Consider the following 17,188-nt stretch of genomic DNA (forward strand, 5'->3'; position numbering starts at 1 on the left):
CCAATGTTATCTATTTCAACAAATCCCGTTTGACACCCCATAAAGCTGACCTAGGTTTGTGTGTCGGCAGCAACGCCGAGACGGCCCACGACGACGAACACGACACAGGCCCGTCTGAGAAAAAGACATTCGAACTTGACATTCGAACTTGATAGTGCGGTGGGGAAAGCTGGGAGCTTTGAGGGGACCTCACCGCACTATTTTTTTATGCGCTCAACCCGACTTCATCGCTGCGAAGTGGGATTTTATACTTGGTTGCTTACCAATCGCTCGCGCATCATTTTCGACAGGACTTCGTAAGCCTTGACGTCCTTTGAGCCTTCGGGTGAATCGCGTCTGGGCTTGATGGCTGTCGACGGAGTTTCAATCTGCTTTCAGGTCCCATCTCCTCCCGCAGCCGGCGGTGTCGTTGGGACAGCCGGCTCAGTGGCGGGGGGTGTCGAAGCGGGTTCTGGCAGAGGAGTCACAGGAACAGGTTCCGATGCTGGTGAGGCGGGCGGAGTTTCAGCCGGTGTGGTAGCGGGCATTGTTTCCTTGGCTGGCTCGGCTGGCTTTTCTTCTGGCGTGGCAGGCTTTTCGGAAGCCGGTTCGGCTGCTGCTTCTTTCTTGACGTCTTCGGCGGGCTTCCAGCGTCTCATCAGGTAGACAGCCTCCTGGATCTGAGGCGAATCCAGCGTGACCTGACTGATAAAGTCGACCGCTTCATTCTGCTTGCCTGCCGCGACGAGGGCTTTGCAGTAATTGATCAAGGCCGGTTGGAACCAGCGTCCCTGACGTCCGAACTGATCGAGGTAGCGTCGCAGGCTATCGGCGGCGATGGCATAGTCTTCACTCTCAAATTGTGACAGGCCCAGCCAGTAGTTGGCATCCTGAGCCATGATCATGCGAATCACGTCATCACGAGTTTTCATGGTTTGTGGAACGTTCAGGCTCAGCTTGACGTAGGCAGGAATGCACTCGCTGAAGTTCTGTTGCAGCTGCCCCATCCGGGCGCTGTAGTACTTCAGTTCGGAGGTCGCGGTATGCTCCATTTTGTTTTCCTGGTGTTGACCATCTTCCGAACCCGTCTGCTGTGACGTGGACGATTTGATGATCAGACTGGCTGTCTGAAACGGCTGCATCCGGACGGCGATCTGCTGCTGCTGTTCGGGGGTCGGATTTGTCGAGGCATTGATCATCATTTCCGGGTACGTCCAGACGCCTGCAAACTCAGGCAGCGTGCCTTCTGGCAATCCTGCGACGACGCGTTGAGGCAGCCCCAAGGCGATCAGAGACGTCTTTCCCTGGATATCGACGAGAGGATCAAACAGCGAAGCCACCTGATCGCCACGCAGCAAAGATTCGAACTCCTGCATCCGAGCCGACCAGCTGCTGCTCGATCCATACAGCCAGGCTTTGGCATCCGCTGCTTTGACGTTCAACAGAGCATGGGCCAGTTTGGCTTGTTCATAGGACTTCCAGAACTCATCCGACTTGAACTCAGCCCAGCTCGCCTGCCCCCACTTTGAAGCATCGGGAAGCTCGACGTGATTCGGAAGAGGGAGCCCGATGAGGGGGTCGTACAGGTAAACCTGATCATTGATCGGAACACCGACGAGCAGATAAGGTGTTTGATAAGCCTGCAGCTGCACCGAATCGAACGTCAGTACAATGGCTTCGATCTTCATCTGCTGCAGAATTCCCAGAAAGACCCACACGCGGTCGGCTGGACTTCCGAGCCCCCACAACAGCGACTCAAAGCCCGTATGCGGGGTCGACCCGGTCAATGAGGGATCGAGCGCGATGTTTGTGCAGACGAAATCGAAAAAGCCGTTGACGCGAGACAGGTCATTATCAGCTTGACGGGCTAGCTTTTCCCCAATCTGACGCATCAGGTACGCATCTCGCAGATAGCGCACATCCCGCAGGTCAAACAGATCGTTTTCCAGTCGCGTCTTGGCGTTGTCCCAGACCGGATCGGTCAGATACTTCTCTTTCACGACGGCCAGTCCCACATCGAGCTTGTCAGCCGGGGCGCAATAGGTCACCCACTCGTTGATGAGGGCAATCGCGGTTTTCGGGTCTGCATCCACGCCCAGGTTGGTGGGCTGCACAATGCCGACGGCTCGTTCAAAGCTGTCGACGCAGATTGCCGAGTTGGTCGACGTTTTTTTAGTGGTCGACGACCCGGTCGCCGCCGGTGGCGGCGTCTGAGGGCATCCACTCAGAATGAGCAGGGCAATGCAGGCCAGCCCGCAAGTGATCAACGAGCCAGCGACATGACGAGCTCCGACAGCGGAGTGAGCAGCGTTCATTCGTATTCCCGAATCTGGGGAGGAGTTTGTAAATGATCGTCAACCATCCTGGGATGACACTGGCATTCTACGGGTTCCGCCAAGTCGCTCCAAGCGCGCCCGAACGGGAATTCACGGAAAACTCAATGGAACAAGATTCTCGCCGGTCCCCGTTTCTCCCGGTTTTGTGGTAACATGCGAGTTCGTAATCCCCCATTCAATCTCCTCATCGGGCAGGCTGACGTGTCGATGTTCCGCGAACTGGACGAGGCGTACGCTCCGCAAATCCTCGATATTTTCAATCACGCGATTGTCCACACGACGGCGCTCTATGACTATCAGCCGCGACCGTTGTCTGCGATGAGCAGCTGGTTTGCTGCCAAACGCGCCGGGAATTACCCTGTCTTCGGAATCGTCGACTCCAATGATCCGGATGTCTTGAAGGGCTTTGCCAGTTATGGGCCGTTTCGCGATCGTCCGGCCAATAAATACTCGATTGAACATTCCGTTTATGTCCATCTGGACCATCAGGGTCAGGGGCTCGGCAAACTCCTGCTGGCCGAAGTGATCCGGCGTGCCCAGGAAAACGGGTTTCATACCCTGATCGGCGGTATTGACGCAGAAAACCTCGCGAGCATCCGGCTTCACCAGCAGGCAGGCTTTCAGCGCGTCGGCGTCCTGCCGGAGACGGCGTTCAAATTTGGACGCTGGTTGACACTGGAATTCCACCAACTCATCCTGCCAGGACCGGTTAACCCGCGGGAGGAATGATTCGACGGGTCTAGCGGGAGTACGGACCTGCACGGCACGCGACGTCCCTTTCATTATGAATGTCCGCGCGAAAAAATTTGCATTCCTCCGATCGGCAAGCCTACAATTCGAGTTGTGCGCGGCTGCGAGGAGAGGGTTGCGTGCCATTCCGTCCTTTGTCTGTGATGATACCCTATGCAACAGTCCGCCAATCCCCTGTTCTGGTCATTCAGTCTTGGACGGATCTTCTCGACCAGAATTCTTGTCAGCTACCTGCTTCCTGTTCTGCTGATCGGGATGCTGCTGAAGTTCGGCTGGGCCGAAGGGGTGACGATTTCGTGTGTGCTCTTCTGTTCCATTCTGGCTCACGAACTGTTCGGTCACGTCCTGGCCTGCCGCCTGACCGGTGGCTACGGCGATGAAGTCCTGCTCTGGCCGCTGGGGGGACTGGCGTTCGTCCAGCCGGAGCCGAATTTCTTTTCCCGCTTCATGACGGCTGCGGGCGGGCCGCTGGTCAATGCCATCCTGTGTTTGGCGACCTTACCGACGGTTTATTTTTCCGGAAGTCTGTATGAGCGGCTGACGCCTCTCATGATTCCATCTCTGGAGACGTCAGCGAGTCTGCTCGAATACGTCCTGCTGATGATCTTTTCGATCAACTGGACGCTCCTGCTGATCAACTTGCTGCCAGTGTTTCCGCTCGATGGCGGACTGATGATGGAAGCATTTCTCATTGACCACACCGACCCCAAGTCGGCTCGTCAGACGGCTGTTCGTGTGGGGCTGGCGGTCGGCATTGTTCTCTCGCTGGTCGGATGGTTCTTTGACGAGACTTTCATCGTTACGCTGGCGACGCTGCTGTTGTTGATGAATGTCTGGGAGCATTTCCGTCTGCAGATGCCCGATTCTTACGAGGACTCGTTCATGGGGTACGACTTTTCTCAAGGCTACACGTCTCTGGAGAAAAGTTACCATGCACCGACAATCAGCAAGAAATCCTGGTTGCAGCAGCGACGCGAAAAGACAGCAGAGAAGAAAAAGCAAAAACATCTCCAGGAGCAAAAAGCGATGCAGGAACGCGTCGACCTGCTCCTGGAAAAAGTCTCCCGCAGCGGGATGGATTCTCTGACTGCGTCGGAGAAAAAAGAGCTCCTCAAGGCAAGTACGGTTCTCCGGAAAGAAAACCACCGGGCGAAATGATCAGCCGGACTGGGAGAAGACCGGAACGCAGAGGATTCTGCATGGGTTTCAATCACTCTCCGCAGGATTTCCACAGAATGACACTTTTGATCTTGTCGAATGTTTCTCGACTAATCAAATTAAATTCTGCTCGACGAATTCTGCTTCCTTGGGTGCTCTCTGCGTTCCAGTCTCCTGCTCCTTCGGATCTTCATGCTCGCACACAACCACTATGAACGTGCTTTTGCTGCCTGGCTGCGGGCGTGGCGGGTGCCGTATGTGGCGGTCAATGAGCAGCAGCGGGCGTTGTGGGATGATGTGTCGCTGAAGTCGATGGATTTTATCGTCTCGTTGCCGGAGAGTCGTCTGCTGCTGGATGTCAAAGGGCGGATGAGTAACCGGACGGCCAAGCGTTCCAGTGCGGAAAACTGGGTGACGCAGGATGATCTCGAAAGCCTGACACAGTGGGCGGGGAGCTTCGGGAACGGATTCACGCCGCTGCTGGTGTTTACGTACCGACAAGCGCTGCCGCATCCGCATTTGAGTTGTTCGCAGATCCCGCTGGAAGGATTTCATTATGGCTTTTACGGGATCGAACTGACACGCTACGCGTCGGCGTTGAAATCACGGTCGAAGCGCTGGCAGACATTGAGTCTGCCGCGTGATGAGTTCCGACGACTGCGGCAGCCGATTGCCAGTTTCCTGCCGCGGAGTGTGTTTGCAGCGCGGCCGGAACGGTTGGCAGAAGCGGGTGAGATCATAGACGCGCTGTTTGCCGGATCTTGTCGTTGATGATCTGGCGTGACCGCTTGTATCGACGTTAAAATGATTGTGTGCTTACTTAGTCAGCGGCGGTGTTCTGCCGAGAAGTCAAATTCCTGAAAGGAAGACGGAATGATGCGGCAGATAGTGATGGCGTCGGTGATGGTTGTGGGAATGATTGGTTCGCTGCAGGCAGAGAACTGGCCACAGTTTCGGGGGGAGTTTTTCAACTCGCAGGCGCAATCGGCGATTCCTGCGACGTGGAATGAATCGACCAACGTCAGCTGGACGATCAAGAACCCGGGAGAGGGGTGGTCGTCGCCGATTGTGTGGGGTGACAATCTCTTCTTCACAGCTGCGGTTCTCAAACAGCCCGCCCCGGCTCGTCCTGCTCCGGCGAATGACGAGCCAGGACAACGTCGACGTGGCGGCGATGATTCGAGGTTGATGCAAGCCGTTTACAGCTGGCAGCTGTATTGCCTGGATGCGAAAACGGGGAAAGAGAAATGGACACAGGTCCTCAAGGAAGGCCATCCGCCGCTCGAGCGACATGGCGATAATACCTATGCGACCGAAACGCCGGTCACGGACGGGAAGCATATCTGGGTCTACTTCGGCATGATCGGGCTGTATTGCTGTGATTTTGACGGGAAGATTGTCTGGCAGGAAGACCTGGGGAACTATCCGATGAAAGCGGGCTGGGGGACATCGAGTTCGCCGCTGCTGTATGAAGACACGCTGTTTCTGCAGATTGACAACGAAGAGCAGTCGTTTGTGGTTGCGATCGAGAAAGAATCCGGAAAAGAGAAATGGCGCGTCAATCGGGATGAGAAGTCGCAGTACAGCACACCGATCATGTGGAAAAACTCGAAGCGGGATGAACTTGTTCTGGGGGGTGTCTTTACCCGGTCTTATGACCCTCGTTCCGGGAAACTGCTGTGGGAACTGGATATGCAGAAAGGTCGGAGCAGCGCCTCGCCTGTGACGGATGGGGATATGCTGTATGTGGGGAATGAACTGCGCAGCCGTGGCGATGATGATGGGGGCGGGTATCTGTATGCGGTCAAGGCGGGTGGGAATGGCAACATTACGCCGGCTGAGGGGGAGACGACGTCCGAAGCGGTCGCCTGGACGCTGAGCAAGTCGGGCTTGCAGATGTCATCGCCGGTTGTTTGCGAAGGGCATTTGTATCTGCTCAGTCGCAATGGCGGGATCGTGAACGCGGTCGATCAGAAGACGGGAGAATCGGTTTATCAGAAGCGGATCCCGGGTGCGAAAGCCTTCTGGGCATCGCCTTGGGTGGCGGATGGAAAAGTGTTCTGCCCGGATGACAGCGGAACGACGCATGTTCTGGCGGGCGGTCCCGAGTTCAATGTTCTGCACACCAATACGCTGCCGGGGCAGTTCTGGGCGAGCAATGCGATCGCCAACGGGAGATTGTATCTTCGCAGCACGGAGATGCTGTACTGTATTGCGGAGAAGTAAATTAAAGAGAAAAGACTTCACCACCAAGGCTCAAAGGACACGAAGATTCACAAAGAAAAACTGGATGTGAAGATCAGACTGAGCTTTCGTCAGTCTTCACCAACTTAACCTCATCCGATCACCCGATTTCTGTTCTATCCCTTTGTGATACTTCGTGTTCTTTGAGCCTTGGTGGTGAATCTCGTCTGGGTATCTGCAAGCTATGTTTCAGACTGTTTCAGAGAGAGTTTGCGGCATTTGCATTTTGAAGCCGTCCCTCATCCGGCTTCGAAGACTCAGCCACCTTCTCCCCGGGGGAGAAGGATCACAGATGCGGAAAAGCGGAATTGGGTTTGTCGGTTGGATTGCGTGAGAGCAGGGATGGTCTAACATCGGGGAGAACATTTTGTCTCCTCTATTTTCGATGTTGGATTCATGGACTATCTGCAACTGGCCGGCAAGACGATTCTCGTGATGGGAGTCGCCAATAAGAAGAGTGTCGCGTGGCAGTCAGCGAAGCTGCTGACGGATGCGGGTGCGAAGGTGATTTATGCGGTGCGTTCCGAAGCGCGACGCGAGCAGCTCAAGGGACTTGTGGGTGATGCTCCGATCTTTGTGTGTGATGTCGAGCATCAATCGCAGATTGATCAGTTAGCGAAAGATGTTGCCGGTGTGACGGATTGTCTGCAGGGGATCGTGCATTCGATCGCGTTTGCGGATTACTCGGCTGGGTGGTTGCCGTTTCATGAGACGCCGCGGGAGGCGTTTTTGCAGGCGATCAATATCTCCTGTTTCTCGCTGGTGTCGGTTTCGAATGCGTTCAAGACCCTGCTCGATCCAGAGCAGGGAAGCGTTGTGACGATTTCGATTTCGACGACGCGGATGGCAGCGGAGAACTATGGGTATATGGCGCCTGTGAAAGCGGCGCTCGATTCGTCGCTGTGTTTCTTAGCGAAGTCGTTCAGCAAGTTTTCCAGCGTGCGGTTCAATGCGGTTTGTCCGGGACTGCTCAAGACCTCGGCGTCGGCGGGGATTCCGGGGTATGTCGACAGTTATCTGCATGCCGAGCAGGCGACGCTGCGGAAGTCCGCCCTCAAAACCGATGAAGTCGCCAATACGGTCGCCTTTCTCCTGTCTCCCCGATCTTCCGGAATCAATACGCAGGGTATTGTCGTCGATGCGGGGATGGGAACGAATTACTTCGATGAGGAGCTGGTGTCGCGCCGTCATTGATGCTTGCCGGGGTTGCGGGGGGAAAGACTGGAACGCAGAGGGAACAGAGTTGAACGGAGCACGCAGAGGAGACTCCAGATTCAACGCAAAGCCGCCAAGACGCAAAGGAAGAAATGAATTCGAGAAGGAGATAATTCGTTTCTCATTTTGATGTTCCATCTCATCCTGTGCCCATTCTTATTGCGTCTTTGCGCCATGGCGTTGAATCTGGGCGGTTTTACTCTGTGATCTCTGCTCACCTTTGCGAGCTCTGCGTTCCAACTTGCTTCTGACATTCCAACTTGTCTGGCGCACACCAGATGCCAGAATTTGTCGCCGGGTGGATTGAAACCCCTTGGCGAGTGCGGAACAATGGAGTTTCGTTCTGCGAATTTGCTGACTCTGAAAGGTAAAGCCCATGAAGTTATTTTCTGTGATGATGTTGATGTCTGGGATGATCGTCGGTCTGATGAATGTCGGGCTGGCAGGTGCACCGGTTGATCTGACAAAAATTGCGACGCCTGAGCAGTTGAAGGCCGAGATCACGGCTCAGATGAAGGCCGTCGACGAACTCGTCAAAGAAGGCAAGTTTGGTGAGAAAGCGGATGCATTGAAGCAGGCTGCTGGGGTGGTTGCTGTCATGTCGCAGGGAGTGGCTGAATTGTCGGCTGCGGATGCACCCAAAGCGGTTGCGCTACGTGATGCGGCCATCAAGACCTGGCAAGCTAAGGAAGAAGCGGATCTGAAGACGGCTGCGGCTGATCTGCAGAAGACATTTACGACCGAAGCCACGAGTACAGCCGAAGTCGCTCATCCATGGAACAAGCTAATCAAGATGGGTGGGATGATGGAAGAGATCAACACTCGCAACAGCAAACTTCGACGCGCGATCCGACGTCCGAAGGGTGAAGTTGAAGAGCAGCTGCATGCCATCACCTGCGCGATGCTGACGGTCGCGATGTATGCGGATACGCATGAAGTCAAAGACCCGGCCAAAGTGCCAGAGTGGGAGAAGATGTCAGTCGATTACATCGAAGCTCTGAAAACGCTGACCAAGGCGCTCGCTGACAAAGACAGCAAGACGGCGGAAGACGCTTATAAGGTGGCAAACGAAAGTTGTGAGAAGTGTCACGAAGTGTTTCGTGATGAGTAATCGTGGTTGATTGAAAATGAAAAAGGCCGGGGTGATGAGCTCCGGCCTTTTTTTGTTGCGCGATGGTTGGTGGGGGGTTGGTAACAGAGTGTCCATGCGCGATCGACTGGTCAGCTAGCGATCCTGACCCCAGCCACCCCGAGTTGGGATTGATGCGTTTGAGGACATTCGGCACGGCTGGGACAGCCGTGTCACACGGGAGGGGCGAGTCCAACTTGAGTTGAATGTGTTTCTTGTGGCTGCGCCGTCCGGGTTGGGGACAACCCGGATTACCCGATCCTGCACATTCTTTACACGTCGATTTGCTGTTCGGTGTCCTGGTAGCTGACGTGGTAGAGGTCGGTGCGGCGGTCTTTCCAGTTCTGAACGGAGCCGGCCATTTTGTGGCGCCTGAGTTGTTCGACGTCGACATCGTGAACGATCATGGTTTCGATGTTGGCGTTACACTCGGCGGCGATGGCATCGCGGGCGAACTCGGCGTCGGCGGGGGTGAAGATCGCGGACTGGGCGTAGTGGATGTCGGAATTTTCCACGAAGGGAAGGTTGCCGGTACAGCCGGAGACGGCGACGTAGATGTGGTTCTCGACGCAGCGGGCCAGAGCGCAGTGACGCACGCGGAGGTAGCCGTGACGGGTATCGGTGTTGAAGGGGACGAAGATGATTTGTGCTCCCAACTGGGCGGCGACGCGGACGAGTTCGGGGAACTCGATGTCATAGCAGATGAGCATGGCGATGCGGCCGCAGTCGGTATCGAAGACGTTGAGTTTTCGTCCCGGGGAGACTCCCCACCAGCGGCGTTCGCTGGGAGTGATGTGAATCTTCTCCTGCTGTTGGAGTGTGCCATCACGTCGGAAGAGGTACGCGACGTTGTAAAGGTGATCATCTTCCTGGACGAAGGTTGAGCCGCCGATGATGTTGACGTCGTACTTGACGGCCATCTCGGTGAAGAAGTCGAGGTATTGGGGCGTGAACTCGGCGAGCTTTCGGGCCGCTTGACCGGGCTGGTGTTTGTCGACCAGTGAGAGAAGTTGGGTTGTGAAGAGTTCGGGGAAGACGACGAAATCGGTTTTGTACTCGTTGGCGGTATCGAGGTAGAACTCGCATTGGCGGGCGAACTCATCGAAGCCGCTGATGGGGCGGAGCATGTATTGAACGACGGCGATGCGGATCAGTTCAGTGTAAAACGTTTTGGTACGGTCAGGAGTGTATTCGAGGTTGAGCCATTCCAGATACGTGGCGTAGCCGCGTGACTCGTGATCGTTGGGATAATAGTTGGGAATGAGTCCTCGCAGGTCGAAGCCGTTGGCCATCTGGGCGGTGAGGACGGGGTCGAAGAGTTCACGTGAGTCGACGCGCTCGACGTAAATGGCGGGGGTCATTTCGTCGGCGTATTTGTGATAGCCGGGGATGCGGCCGCCGATGATGATGCGCTGGATATTTTTCTGGCGACAGAGTTCCTTGCGGGCATCGTAAAGACGACGGGAGAGCTTCATGCCGCGGTATTCGGGGTGGACCATGATCTCGATGCCGTAGAGGGTGTCCCCTTTGGGATCGTGATTGGAGATGTAGCCGTTGTCGGAGACTTTCTTATAGTCGTGCCAAGCGAGGTTGGAGGTGTATTCGAGCATCAGGCTGGAGGAAGACGCGACGAGCTTGCCTTCGATCTCGACGCCGAGTTGACCTTCGGGAAAGCGCCTGATCTGGCTTTCGATCTGTTCCCGATACCAGCCCTGCATGTTGGGAAAGCAGAGTTCCTGGATGCGGATGATGTCGTCGAAGTCTTCGTTACGAAGAGGGCGGACGATCGTTTTCCACTCATGGTCCGAGAGGGTGATATTGCGTTTCATGGGAGACCTCATTTGAAGTTGATCACTGGTGTTTGGCGTTGGTGCGCGGCCGTTGTTCAATGATTGTAAAAGAGGGGGTGAGCGTTTGCGAATCGTTGTGTGAATTGGGGATAGGAAAGCGGAGTTGGTGCGGTCCGAATACTCAACAGAACCCTACTTCTGAGAACTCGTCTTGTCTGAGTGGGCTGTTGGGAAGTATACCTAAAGGGTGCTTAAGAGTTGTTCGTTCATGACGGGAGGGATGTCATGAGTTCGATTGGACCAATGGGGTTTTTACCGATTGCTCTGGCTGGCAATGCGGCTGCGAATGCAACGCAGCAGAAGGAGCATCAGCAGGTGCGCGATGCGGTGGTCGCGAAGAACTTCGAGCGGGAGTTGAAGCAGAAGGCTGAGCAGACGAAGAACGATGTTTCGGATCTGGATCTGTCGGAGGATCGGGATGCGGATGGGCGGTTGTTGGCGCAGGATGAGGGGGAGATGAAGCGGGAGGATGAGCAGGCGGAGGAGAAGTCTGCGGTTGGAAGAAGTACGGATCCGGATGGGGAGGTTGGGATGAAGCTAGATTTGGAGGCGTGAGGAGAATGCCTGGGGCGGGTTGAGGCATTGAAAGCGGGTTAGTGCCTATCGCCCACCCTTGTATGTTGACAAGGAGAGGCAGAGATGGCTACCAAGAAGTCACGTTGTGGTGAACGCAGTGAGCGGAGCGAACGGAGTTCACCACAACGGCCGGTCGCGAGGACGTGTCACCCTGGTTCCGTGAATCATTCACCGAGTACGAGGATGAGCCAGTCACCGGTCGGCCAGTTCCCATTAACCCGAACAGTCGCCAGGGACGCCATGAGCGAGCCCGTATTTGCAAGGAAGGGTCGCGGGATGACTGCTGTCTTTGTCGGCATTGATGTCTCCAAGAATGGACTCGATGTCTTTCGGACCGATCACAAGGAACTGCGCCACTTCGAGAATAACTCGTCGGGGTTCGAGCGGCTCTCCCAGTGGCTCGCAAAGACTCGCTGTGAACGCATTCTGCTGGAAGCCACCGGAAGTTATCACACGCTGTTGGTCGCGCATCTGGCGGCGGCCCGACAGCCTGTGGTGGTGATCAATCCACGTCAGGTGCGGGACTTCGCCAAGGCCAGTGGCAAACTGGCCAAAAATGATCGCATTGATGCCAGAATGCTGGCTGAGTTTGGTCAGAAAATCGAGACCCAGCTGCGGCCAGTTCCCAGTGATCTCGAGCAAAAACTGCAGGAAATCCTGGCCAGACGTCAGCAGTTAATCCAGATGAGAACGATGGAACTCAACCGTTTGCAGCAGGCGCATGTGCCTGAAGTCAAGGGGTGTCATCAGTCGCTCATTGACATTCTCTCCCAGAGAATTGATCAGGCTGACGATGAACTTGACCAGCTGATCCAAGAGTCAGACATCTGGCGACACAAAATCGAGTTATTACAATCAATGCCAGGGGTCGGGCCGCAAACAGCGCGCGTCCTGGTAATCGAGTTTGGAGAACTCGGAAACTGCTCGCGGGCACAAGCGGCGGCGCTGATCGGGCTGGCACCGTTTGACTGTGATAGCGGACAGTTCAAAGGGCGAAGAAGGATTCGTGGTGGCAGGTCGCTGGTCAGAAAGACACTTTACATGACAGCGCTCACGGCGATGCGATTCAACCCGGTGATTGCCAGACATTATCAACATCTCAAAAGTCAGGGTAAGGCGTTCAAGGTGGCTCTGGTCGCCTGTATGCGCAAGCTGATTGTGATCCTCAATGCGATGCTGAGAACCAATACCCCCTGGCAGGTGAAAACGACTGAAAATTGACGAAACACAGTTGACGATTAACACAGTCGCTCATCCGTCAGCACTGTGTTTTGTAAACACCTGAGTTGTTGCGCTGACACCTTCTCCCCTCAAGGGAGAAGGGACGGAAGACGCCTTCGGATCAATGAAGAATGTCGAAGTTACTTGCCTAAGAAGCTGAAGAGGCTCTTCTTTGGTTTTTCGACGGGTTGTTGTGTGACTTCGATTTTCGGGGCGTTGCCGAGGGCGGCGGCGAGTTGGTCGAGGGAGCGGGTGAGTTTGGCTCGTGGGGCGGCCTGGATCAGAGGGACGCCGTTGTTGCGGGATTCGACCATGGTGGCGTAGTCGTTGGGGATCTGCCAGAAGACGTCGCGGCCGATGGTTTCGAGGGCTTTTGAAAGGCTGATCTGCGAGTCGTCCAGGCCGACCCGGTTAAGCATGACTTTGACTTTGTCTTTGATCTCTGGCTGGTGTTCGAAGAACTGGAGCAATCGAACGACGTTTCGCAGGCAGGGGAGGTCGAGTTGCGTGACGATCAGAACTTCATCGGACGATGCCATCGCAGCGAGGTCGAGCTTGTTGTACGACTTGCTGATATCGATGACGAGGTGAGTGAAGGTGGCTTTGAGCAGTGCGATGACGCGTTTGAGCTGCTCGGGGCCCATCAGCAGTGTCTCTTCCATATGGATTGGACGAGGCAGCAGGAAGATGCCGGATTCGTGTTTGGTCAGGGAGCGTTTGAGGAGAGCATAGTCCAGGCGCGTGATGTTCTCTGCGACATCCTGGATCGTGTAATCGGGAATAATATCGAGCCAGATATCAGAATCGCCGAGGGCGAAGTCGAGATCGATGATGACGACTGAGTTGCGTTCTTCACGGGCGAGGATACAGCCCAGATTGATGGCCAGCGAGGTGCAGCCGACGCCGCCGCTGGCACCGCCGATGGTGATGACCTGCGATGCCCGTGACTTGCTTTCGTCGAAGTTATTCCCTTTGTTTGCGCGAATACGTCCCAATGCGGCCAGGAAGTCTTCCAGATTCAAGGGATGGCTGAGGAATTCGCTGGCCCCGTTGCGCATGGCGCGAAGGATCAGGCTGCCTTCCTGTGACTTACTGACGACAAGAATCTGGCAGCCGGGGACATCCTGCGACAGTCGAGCGATCAGATTGAGAGCCTTCTCATGATCGGCGTCGATCGCGATCAGCGCGATATCAGGTTGCGTCTGTCCCACGACATCGGGAAAAAAGTCGTAACGCGAGCACTCGGCTTCCAGCCAGACCGTATCAATTCCGAGAACCAGATTCTTCAGCTGGTTGCGCGAGGAATCAATGGGATCGACGATGGCGAGTCTGACGACGTTACTCATGGAAACAATTCTCTATAAGTTCCGAATCGAATTCAGTTCAATATCCAACAGCTCATTAGAACTTTGGATCGGGAGCACTGAAGTTGCGGCTGGCAGGGCTGAGTTTACGATTTGTTTTTGACGACTCAGGTGCAGCCGGTGTGATTTCTGGCGTCGGGCCTGTCGGTTTGGTGGCCTTGGTTTTGTACCGATCGGCCTGCACGACGTTGCCTTTCCCGCTCTCATCACCAATCCAGGAGACCTGAGCTGTCGACATCGAGGAGGTCTGAGACTTCTTCGAAGTTTGCAGATCGGGACTGGCTGATGATGGTTGTTGGGGTGGTGAGTTTAACGGAGCGGAATTGCCGGGAAGTCCCCATGGATCGCTGTTAGGATTGGCAGCCTGATCGGGTGAGGGAGTCAGGATCGGGCCATTGGGCATGACCGGAGAGTCATATGAACCTGCTGGGACTGGTTGCGGCATGATGACTTCGCCCTGGATCGCAGGGATCGGGCTTGAGAACTCTGGATAGCATTGTGGTCCCGATGGGGTATAGCCGTCTGGTGTGGTCGGGATTTCGATCAGACCCTGCCAGTAAAGTTCGCGTTCGGTGGGAGCAACAGTGAGCGTGCCAGGTCCTGGCGGGAGTTGTTCCGGGTGGTCGACAGGTGAGACGAGTTCTGGTGTGACCATAATCAGAAGTTCGGTTTCATTCTGGTCACTTCGCATCCGTCGGAACGCTGCACCGACCCAGGGGAGATCGCCCAGATAAGGGATCTTGTCTGTTTCGGATGTTTCGCGTGTCGAGATCAGACCACCGATGACGAGTGTCTGTCCGAACTTCATTTCGACCTGCGTGTTGACGCGTCGTGTTGTCAGGCCGGGGACGGTGAATCCGTTGACGGAGACGGCGTTGGTGAAGTCGCGGTCGCTGACTTCGGGAGCCACTTCCAGTCGCAGGTTCCCGCCGCCGAGGATGATCGGGACTGCTTCGAGGATGACCCCGAACTCACGCCATTGAATGGTGGTTGTTCCCAGACTCTGAGGAACGAGGATGGGGAATTCCCCCCCTGCGAGCAGGTTGGCAGGACGTCCGCTGGTTGTGACGACAACAGGTTCTGCAAGAATCTTGAGCAAACCTTCCTGCTTGAGAGCTTCCAGAAAGCCGGTGAAGACACTGCTGCCGTTTGTGATCCCGAACGCCAGGCTCGATTGAGTCAGGCTGCCCAGTGTCGCAGAGGGTGGCCCAGCGAATGGGACGTTGAAGTTCGTCAGTGGCATTGAGGCGCCGGGTGTGGAGGCGAAGGCGAAGTCGCTGCTCAGGAAGACCCAGTTGAAGCCGAACTGACGGATTTTCGATCGTTGAACTTCCATGACTTTGACGCGCAGCTGAATCTGATTCGGTCCGCCAAGTTTCATCTGGTTGACTGGTTCCGGATAGAACTCACGTGCAATTTCGACGATCTCTGTGATCTCATCAGGATTAGAAACCCAGCCTCGCAGGACGACGTTCTTGCCGATCTTCACGACTTCAATCGAGGATTCCGGGAAGAGTCGTTTGATATAGGCCTGGAGGTGTCTGACATCCCCTTCGACGAAGACTTCGATGTCGAAGCTTTTATCGAACTCGTCGACAAGAATGATGTTAGTCACGCCGGCCGTTTTGGCCTGAACTCGGAGCGTGTACTGGTCGATGGCGGAGACCGCGATGACCTCAGGGTCGAATCCGTCGACCGTCTTGATCATGTGTTTGTGTTTAATGAGCTTGGAGAAGCGCTCAGTGATTCGCATATCCGAACGGACCGACAAGATGTCGTGTACAGGTTCGTTAGATGGTTCACGAGATGCCGGCTGTTGCGCGGACAGACTCAGAGTGAAGAGGGCGATGGACGCAAACAGCGTACAGAATGTCAGCCCAGTTTTTACGAACGAAAACGATGGCATCCTTGCCCCCCGGTTCTATTCAATTGTCCCGATTTTCCCAATCGGGATGGAATCATGTGCTGGCTGTTCGAGATGTCACTCTCAAACCGTCATCACATCAGACAACCTCCAGTCTTCCCAAACTGGAGGTTATCCTTGATCAGTATTCTCAGACGCCAATGAGGCTTCTGAAAAGTGTTTTATCGATCGACTAAAACTCCAGGCCTTTATTCAGCAGTTGTTCCAGGTCCTTCTCGGTGTTCGAGTTGACCTTGGCTGATGACTGAGGCTGTTGCTTCCACATGGATTTAATCAGATCGGTCATGTCAGGTGATCCGGCAGCTGCGGGATTGGTCATCGACACAGCGGCTGAATTTGACATGGAGTTGGTTGATTTGGTGACTGTCTGGCTGCCTTTTTCGGGCATTACCATGACGGCTGCTTTACGGGCTTGTTCTGAGGCGTTCTCTGGGAGAGTGAAATCCTGATGAAGGATCTCTTCGCCGGAGTAGATCTGTACTCGCCAGGTTGGAACCGGTTCAGGAGCAGGCAGTGGTGCGACTGCGGCAACTGGTTCGGCGACTTTGGTTTCTTTTTCAGCTGGATAGAACGAACCGCCGAGGAACTTGTTGATGTCGTCCGTGCTGGCGACTGGTGTCGGAGCAGGAATCGATTCGGCTGGATGTTTTTCTTCAACTTTGGGGGTGTAATTCATGCCGCTGCTGAGTTCTTCGAGCAGGGATTCATCAACACCACGGTTGGCGACCATCTCGCTGTCACCTTTGCCACGCAGAGACAGGTCGAGAGAACCTTTATCGCTGGCGAGCTTGATGATTTCGACCTGTTGAGGCGTGACGAGCAGGGAGATGTTCTTGGCTTTGACTTCTTTGTTGTCGCTTGTTTCGGCAGTTCGCTGGCTATCTGCTGCGAACACTTCGATGTATTCGAGAAGAGTGCGTGTTTTTGAAACCATGCCGACGGTTTCGACTTTGGCCTTATAGGTGACCAGGATGTCGACTCTGTCGCCGGGCATCAGCATGCCGCTGTGTGTCTTGGTTTCGTTCACGGGGATCGTGACGACTCGCATGCCTGCTGGAATGGCAGAAGAGGCTCCGAACTGACCTTTCTCAGTCAGCTTGGTGGCGAGGATCATTTCGCCGGCGAAGACCTGGGATTTCAGGGCTCGTTCGACGTACTGTTCTTTGGTGGTGATCGCGGCCTCAGGAATGAGGTCTCGTGGCCACTCTTTTGTGGTGGTGTTCGTCTCGTCCAGCGGAATCCCGGGCATGATATCCACAGCAGCCACGAGAATCTTCACTTTGGAAGCTTTCTCGCGATTGGCGCGGTCTGCCAGAACTTGCTGAACACCCATCATTGCGACTAATCCGCATCCTACGGCAAAAGCCAGGAGAACAATTGTTTTGAATTTCATGACTCACCTCGGAGGGAGGTGACCGGCAGACATGGAGGGGTCTACCTGG

The 17,188-nt window shown here is 55.1% G+C and carries 13 protein-coding genes; 8 read left to right on the forward strand and 5 right to left on the reverse strand.

The annotated features are described in order from the left end of the window. Positions 1–374: 374 nt before the first annotated feature. Positions 375–2,294, reverse strand: coding sequence for a tetratricopeptide repeat protein (locus tag SH248x_RS00430; protein ID WP_459556536.1), 1,920 nt, complete (start codon positions 2,292–2,294; stop codon positions 375–377). Between the two features lie 228 nt (positions 2,295–2,522). Between SH248x_RS00430 and SH248x_RS00435 the strand changes: the two genes are divergently transcribed. The 6 genes from SH248x_RS00435 (at position 2,523) to SH248x_RS00460 (ending at position 8,793) form a co-directional block, all read left to right on the forward strand. Further along, positions 2,523–3,044, forward strand: coding sequence for a GNAT family N-acetyltransferase (locus SH248x_RS00435; RefSeq protein WP_459558558.1), 522 nt, complete (start codon positions 2,523–2,525; stop codon positions 3,042–3,044). Between the two features lie 174 nt (positions 3,045–3,218). Beyond that, entirely contained in the window at positions 3,219–4,223 is a 1,005-nt protein-coding gene (locus SH248x_RS00440; protein ID WP_459556537.1) for a site-2 protease family protein, read from the forward strand. A 192-nt stretch (positions 4,224–4,415) separates the two neighbouring features. After that, entirely contained in the window at positions 4,416–4,994 is a 579-nt protein-coding gene (locus tag SH248x_RS00445) for an HYExAFE family protein (RefSeq protein WP_459556538.1), read from the forward strand. A 102-nt stretch (positions 4,995–5,096) separates the two neighbouring features. Next, complete coding sequence (locus SH248x_RS00450; RefSeq protein WP_459556539.1) at positions 5,097–6,449, forward strand: PQQ-binding-like beta-propeller repeat protein; 1,353 nt, start codon at positions 5,097–5,099, stop codon at positions 6,447–6,449. Between the two features lie 414 nt (positions 6,450–6,863). Next, a complete protein-coding gene (locus SH248x_RS00455) occupies positions 6,864–7,661 on the forward strand; it encodes an enoyl-ACP reductase FabI (RefSeq protein ID WP_459556540.1) in 798 nt (265 codons plus the stop codon). Between the two features lie 397 nt (positions 7,662–8,058). Continuing rightward, positions 8,059–8,793 carry a hypothetical protein gene (locus SH248x_RS00460; RefSeq protein WP_459556541.1) on the forward strand — a complete coding sequence of 245 codons (735 nt, stop codon included), beginning with the start codon at positions 8,059–8,061 and terminating at the stop codon, positions 8,791–8,793. Positions 8,794–9,083: 290 nt separating this feature from the next. Here SH248x_RS00460 and SH248x_RS00465 read toward each other — a convergent pair whose 3' ends face one another. Further along, entirely contained in the window at positions 9,084–10,640 is a 1,557-nt protein-coding gene (locus tag SH248x_RS00465) for a carbon-nitrogen hydrolase family protein (RefSeq protein WP_459556542.1), read from the reverse strand. 246 nt (positions 10,641–10,886) lie between these two features. Here SH248x_RS00465 and SH248x_RS00470 point away from each other — a divergent pair, with 246 nt between their 5' ends. Then, complete coding sequence (locus SH248x_RS00470; RefSeq protein ID WP_459556543.1) at positions 10,887–11,216, forward strand: hypothetical protein; 330 nt, start codon at positions 10,887–10,889, stop codon at positions 11,214–11,216. A 297-nt stretch (positions 11,217–11,513) separates the two neighbouring features. After that, positions 11,514–12,458 (forward strand): IS110 family RNA-guided transposase, encoded by a 945-nt coding sequence (locus SH248x_RS00475; RefSeq protein ID WP_459556544.1) that lies wholly within the window; start codon positions 11,514–11,516, stop codon positions 12,456–12,458. Positions 12,459–12,598: 140 nt separating this feature from the next. On the opposite strand, the gene SH248x_RS00480 is transcribed toward SH248x_RS00475, so the two are convergent. From SH248x_RS00480 to cpaB, 3 genes are all read right to left on the reverse strand, one after another. Further along, positions 12,599–13,804 (reverse strand): AAA family ATPase, encoded by a 1,206-nt coding sequence (locus tag SH248x_RS00480; protein WP_459556545.1) that lies wholly within the window; start codon positions 13,802–13,804, stop codon positions 12,599–12,601. A gap of 55 nt (positions 13,805–13,859) precedes the next feature. After that, on the reverse strand, positions 13,860–15,728 hold the full coding sequence (locus tag SH248x_RS00485) for a type II and III secretion system protein family protein (RefSeq protein ID WP_459556546.1): 1,869 nt from the start codon (positions 15,726–15,728) through the stop codon (positions 13,860–13,862). Between the two features lie 190 nt (positions 15,729–15,918). After that, on the reverse strand, positions 15,919–17,139 hold the full coding sequence (gene cpaB, locus SH248x_RS00490; RefSeq protein ID WP_459556547.1) for a Flp pilus assembly protein CpaB: 1,221 nt from the start codon (positions 17,137–17,139) through the stop codon (positions 15,919–15,921). Positions 17,140–17,188: the final 49 nt, after the last annotated feature.

This window comes from Lacunimicrobium album, from assembly GCF_052161635.1.
Lineage (GTDB): Bacteria > Planctomycetota > Planctomycetia > Planctomycetales > Planctomycetaceae > SXPC01.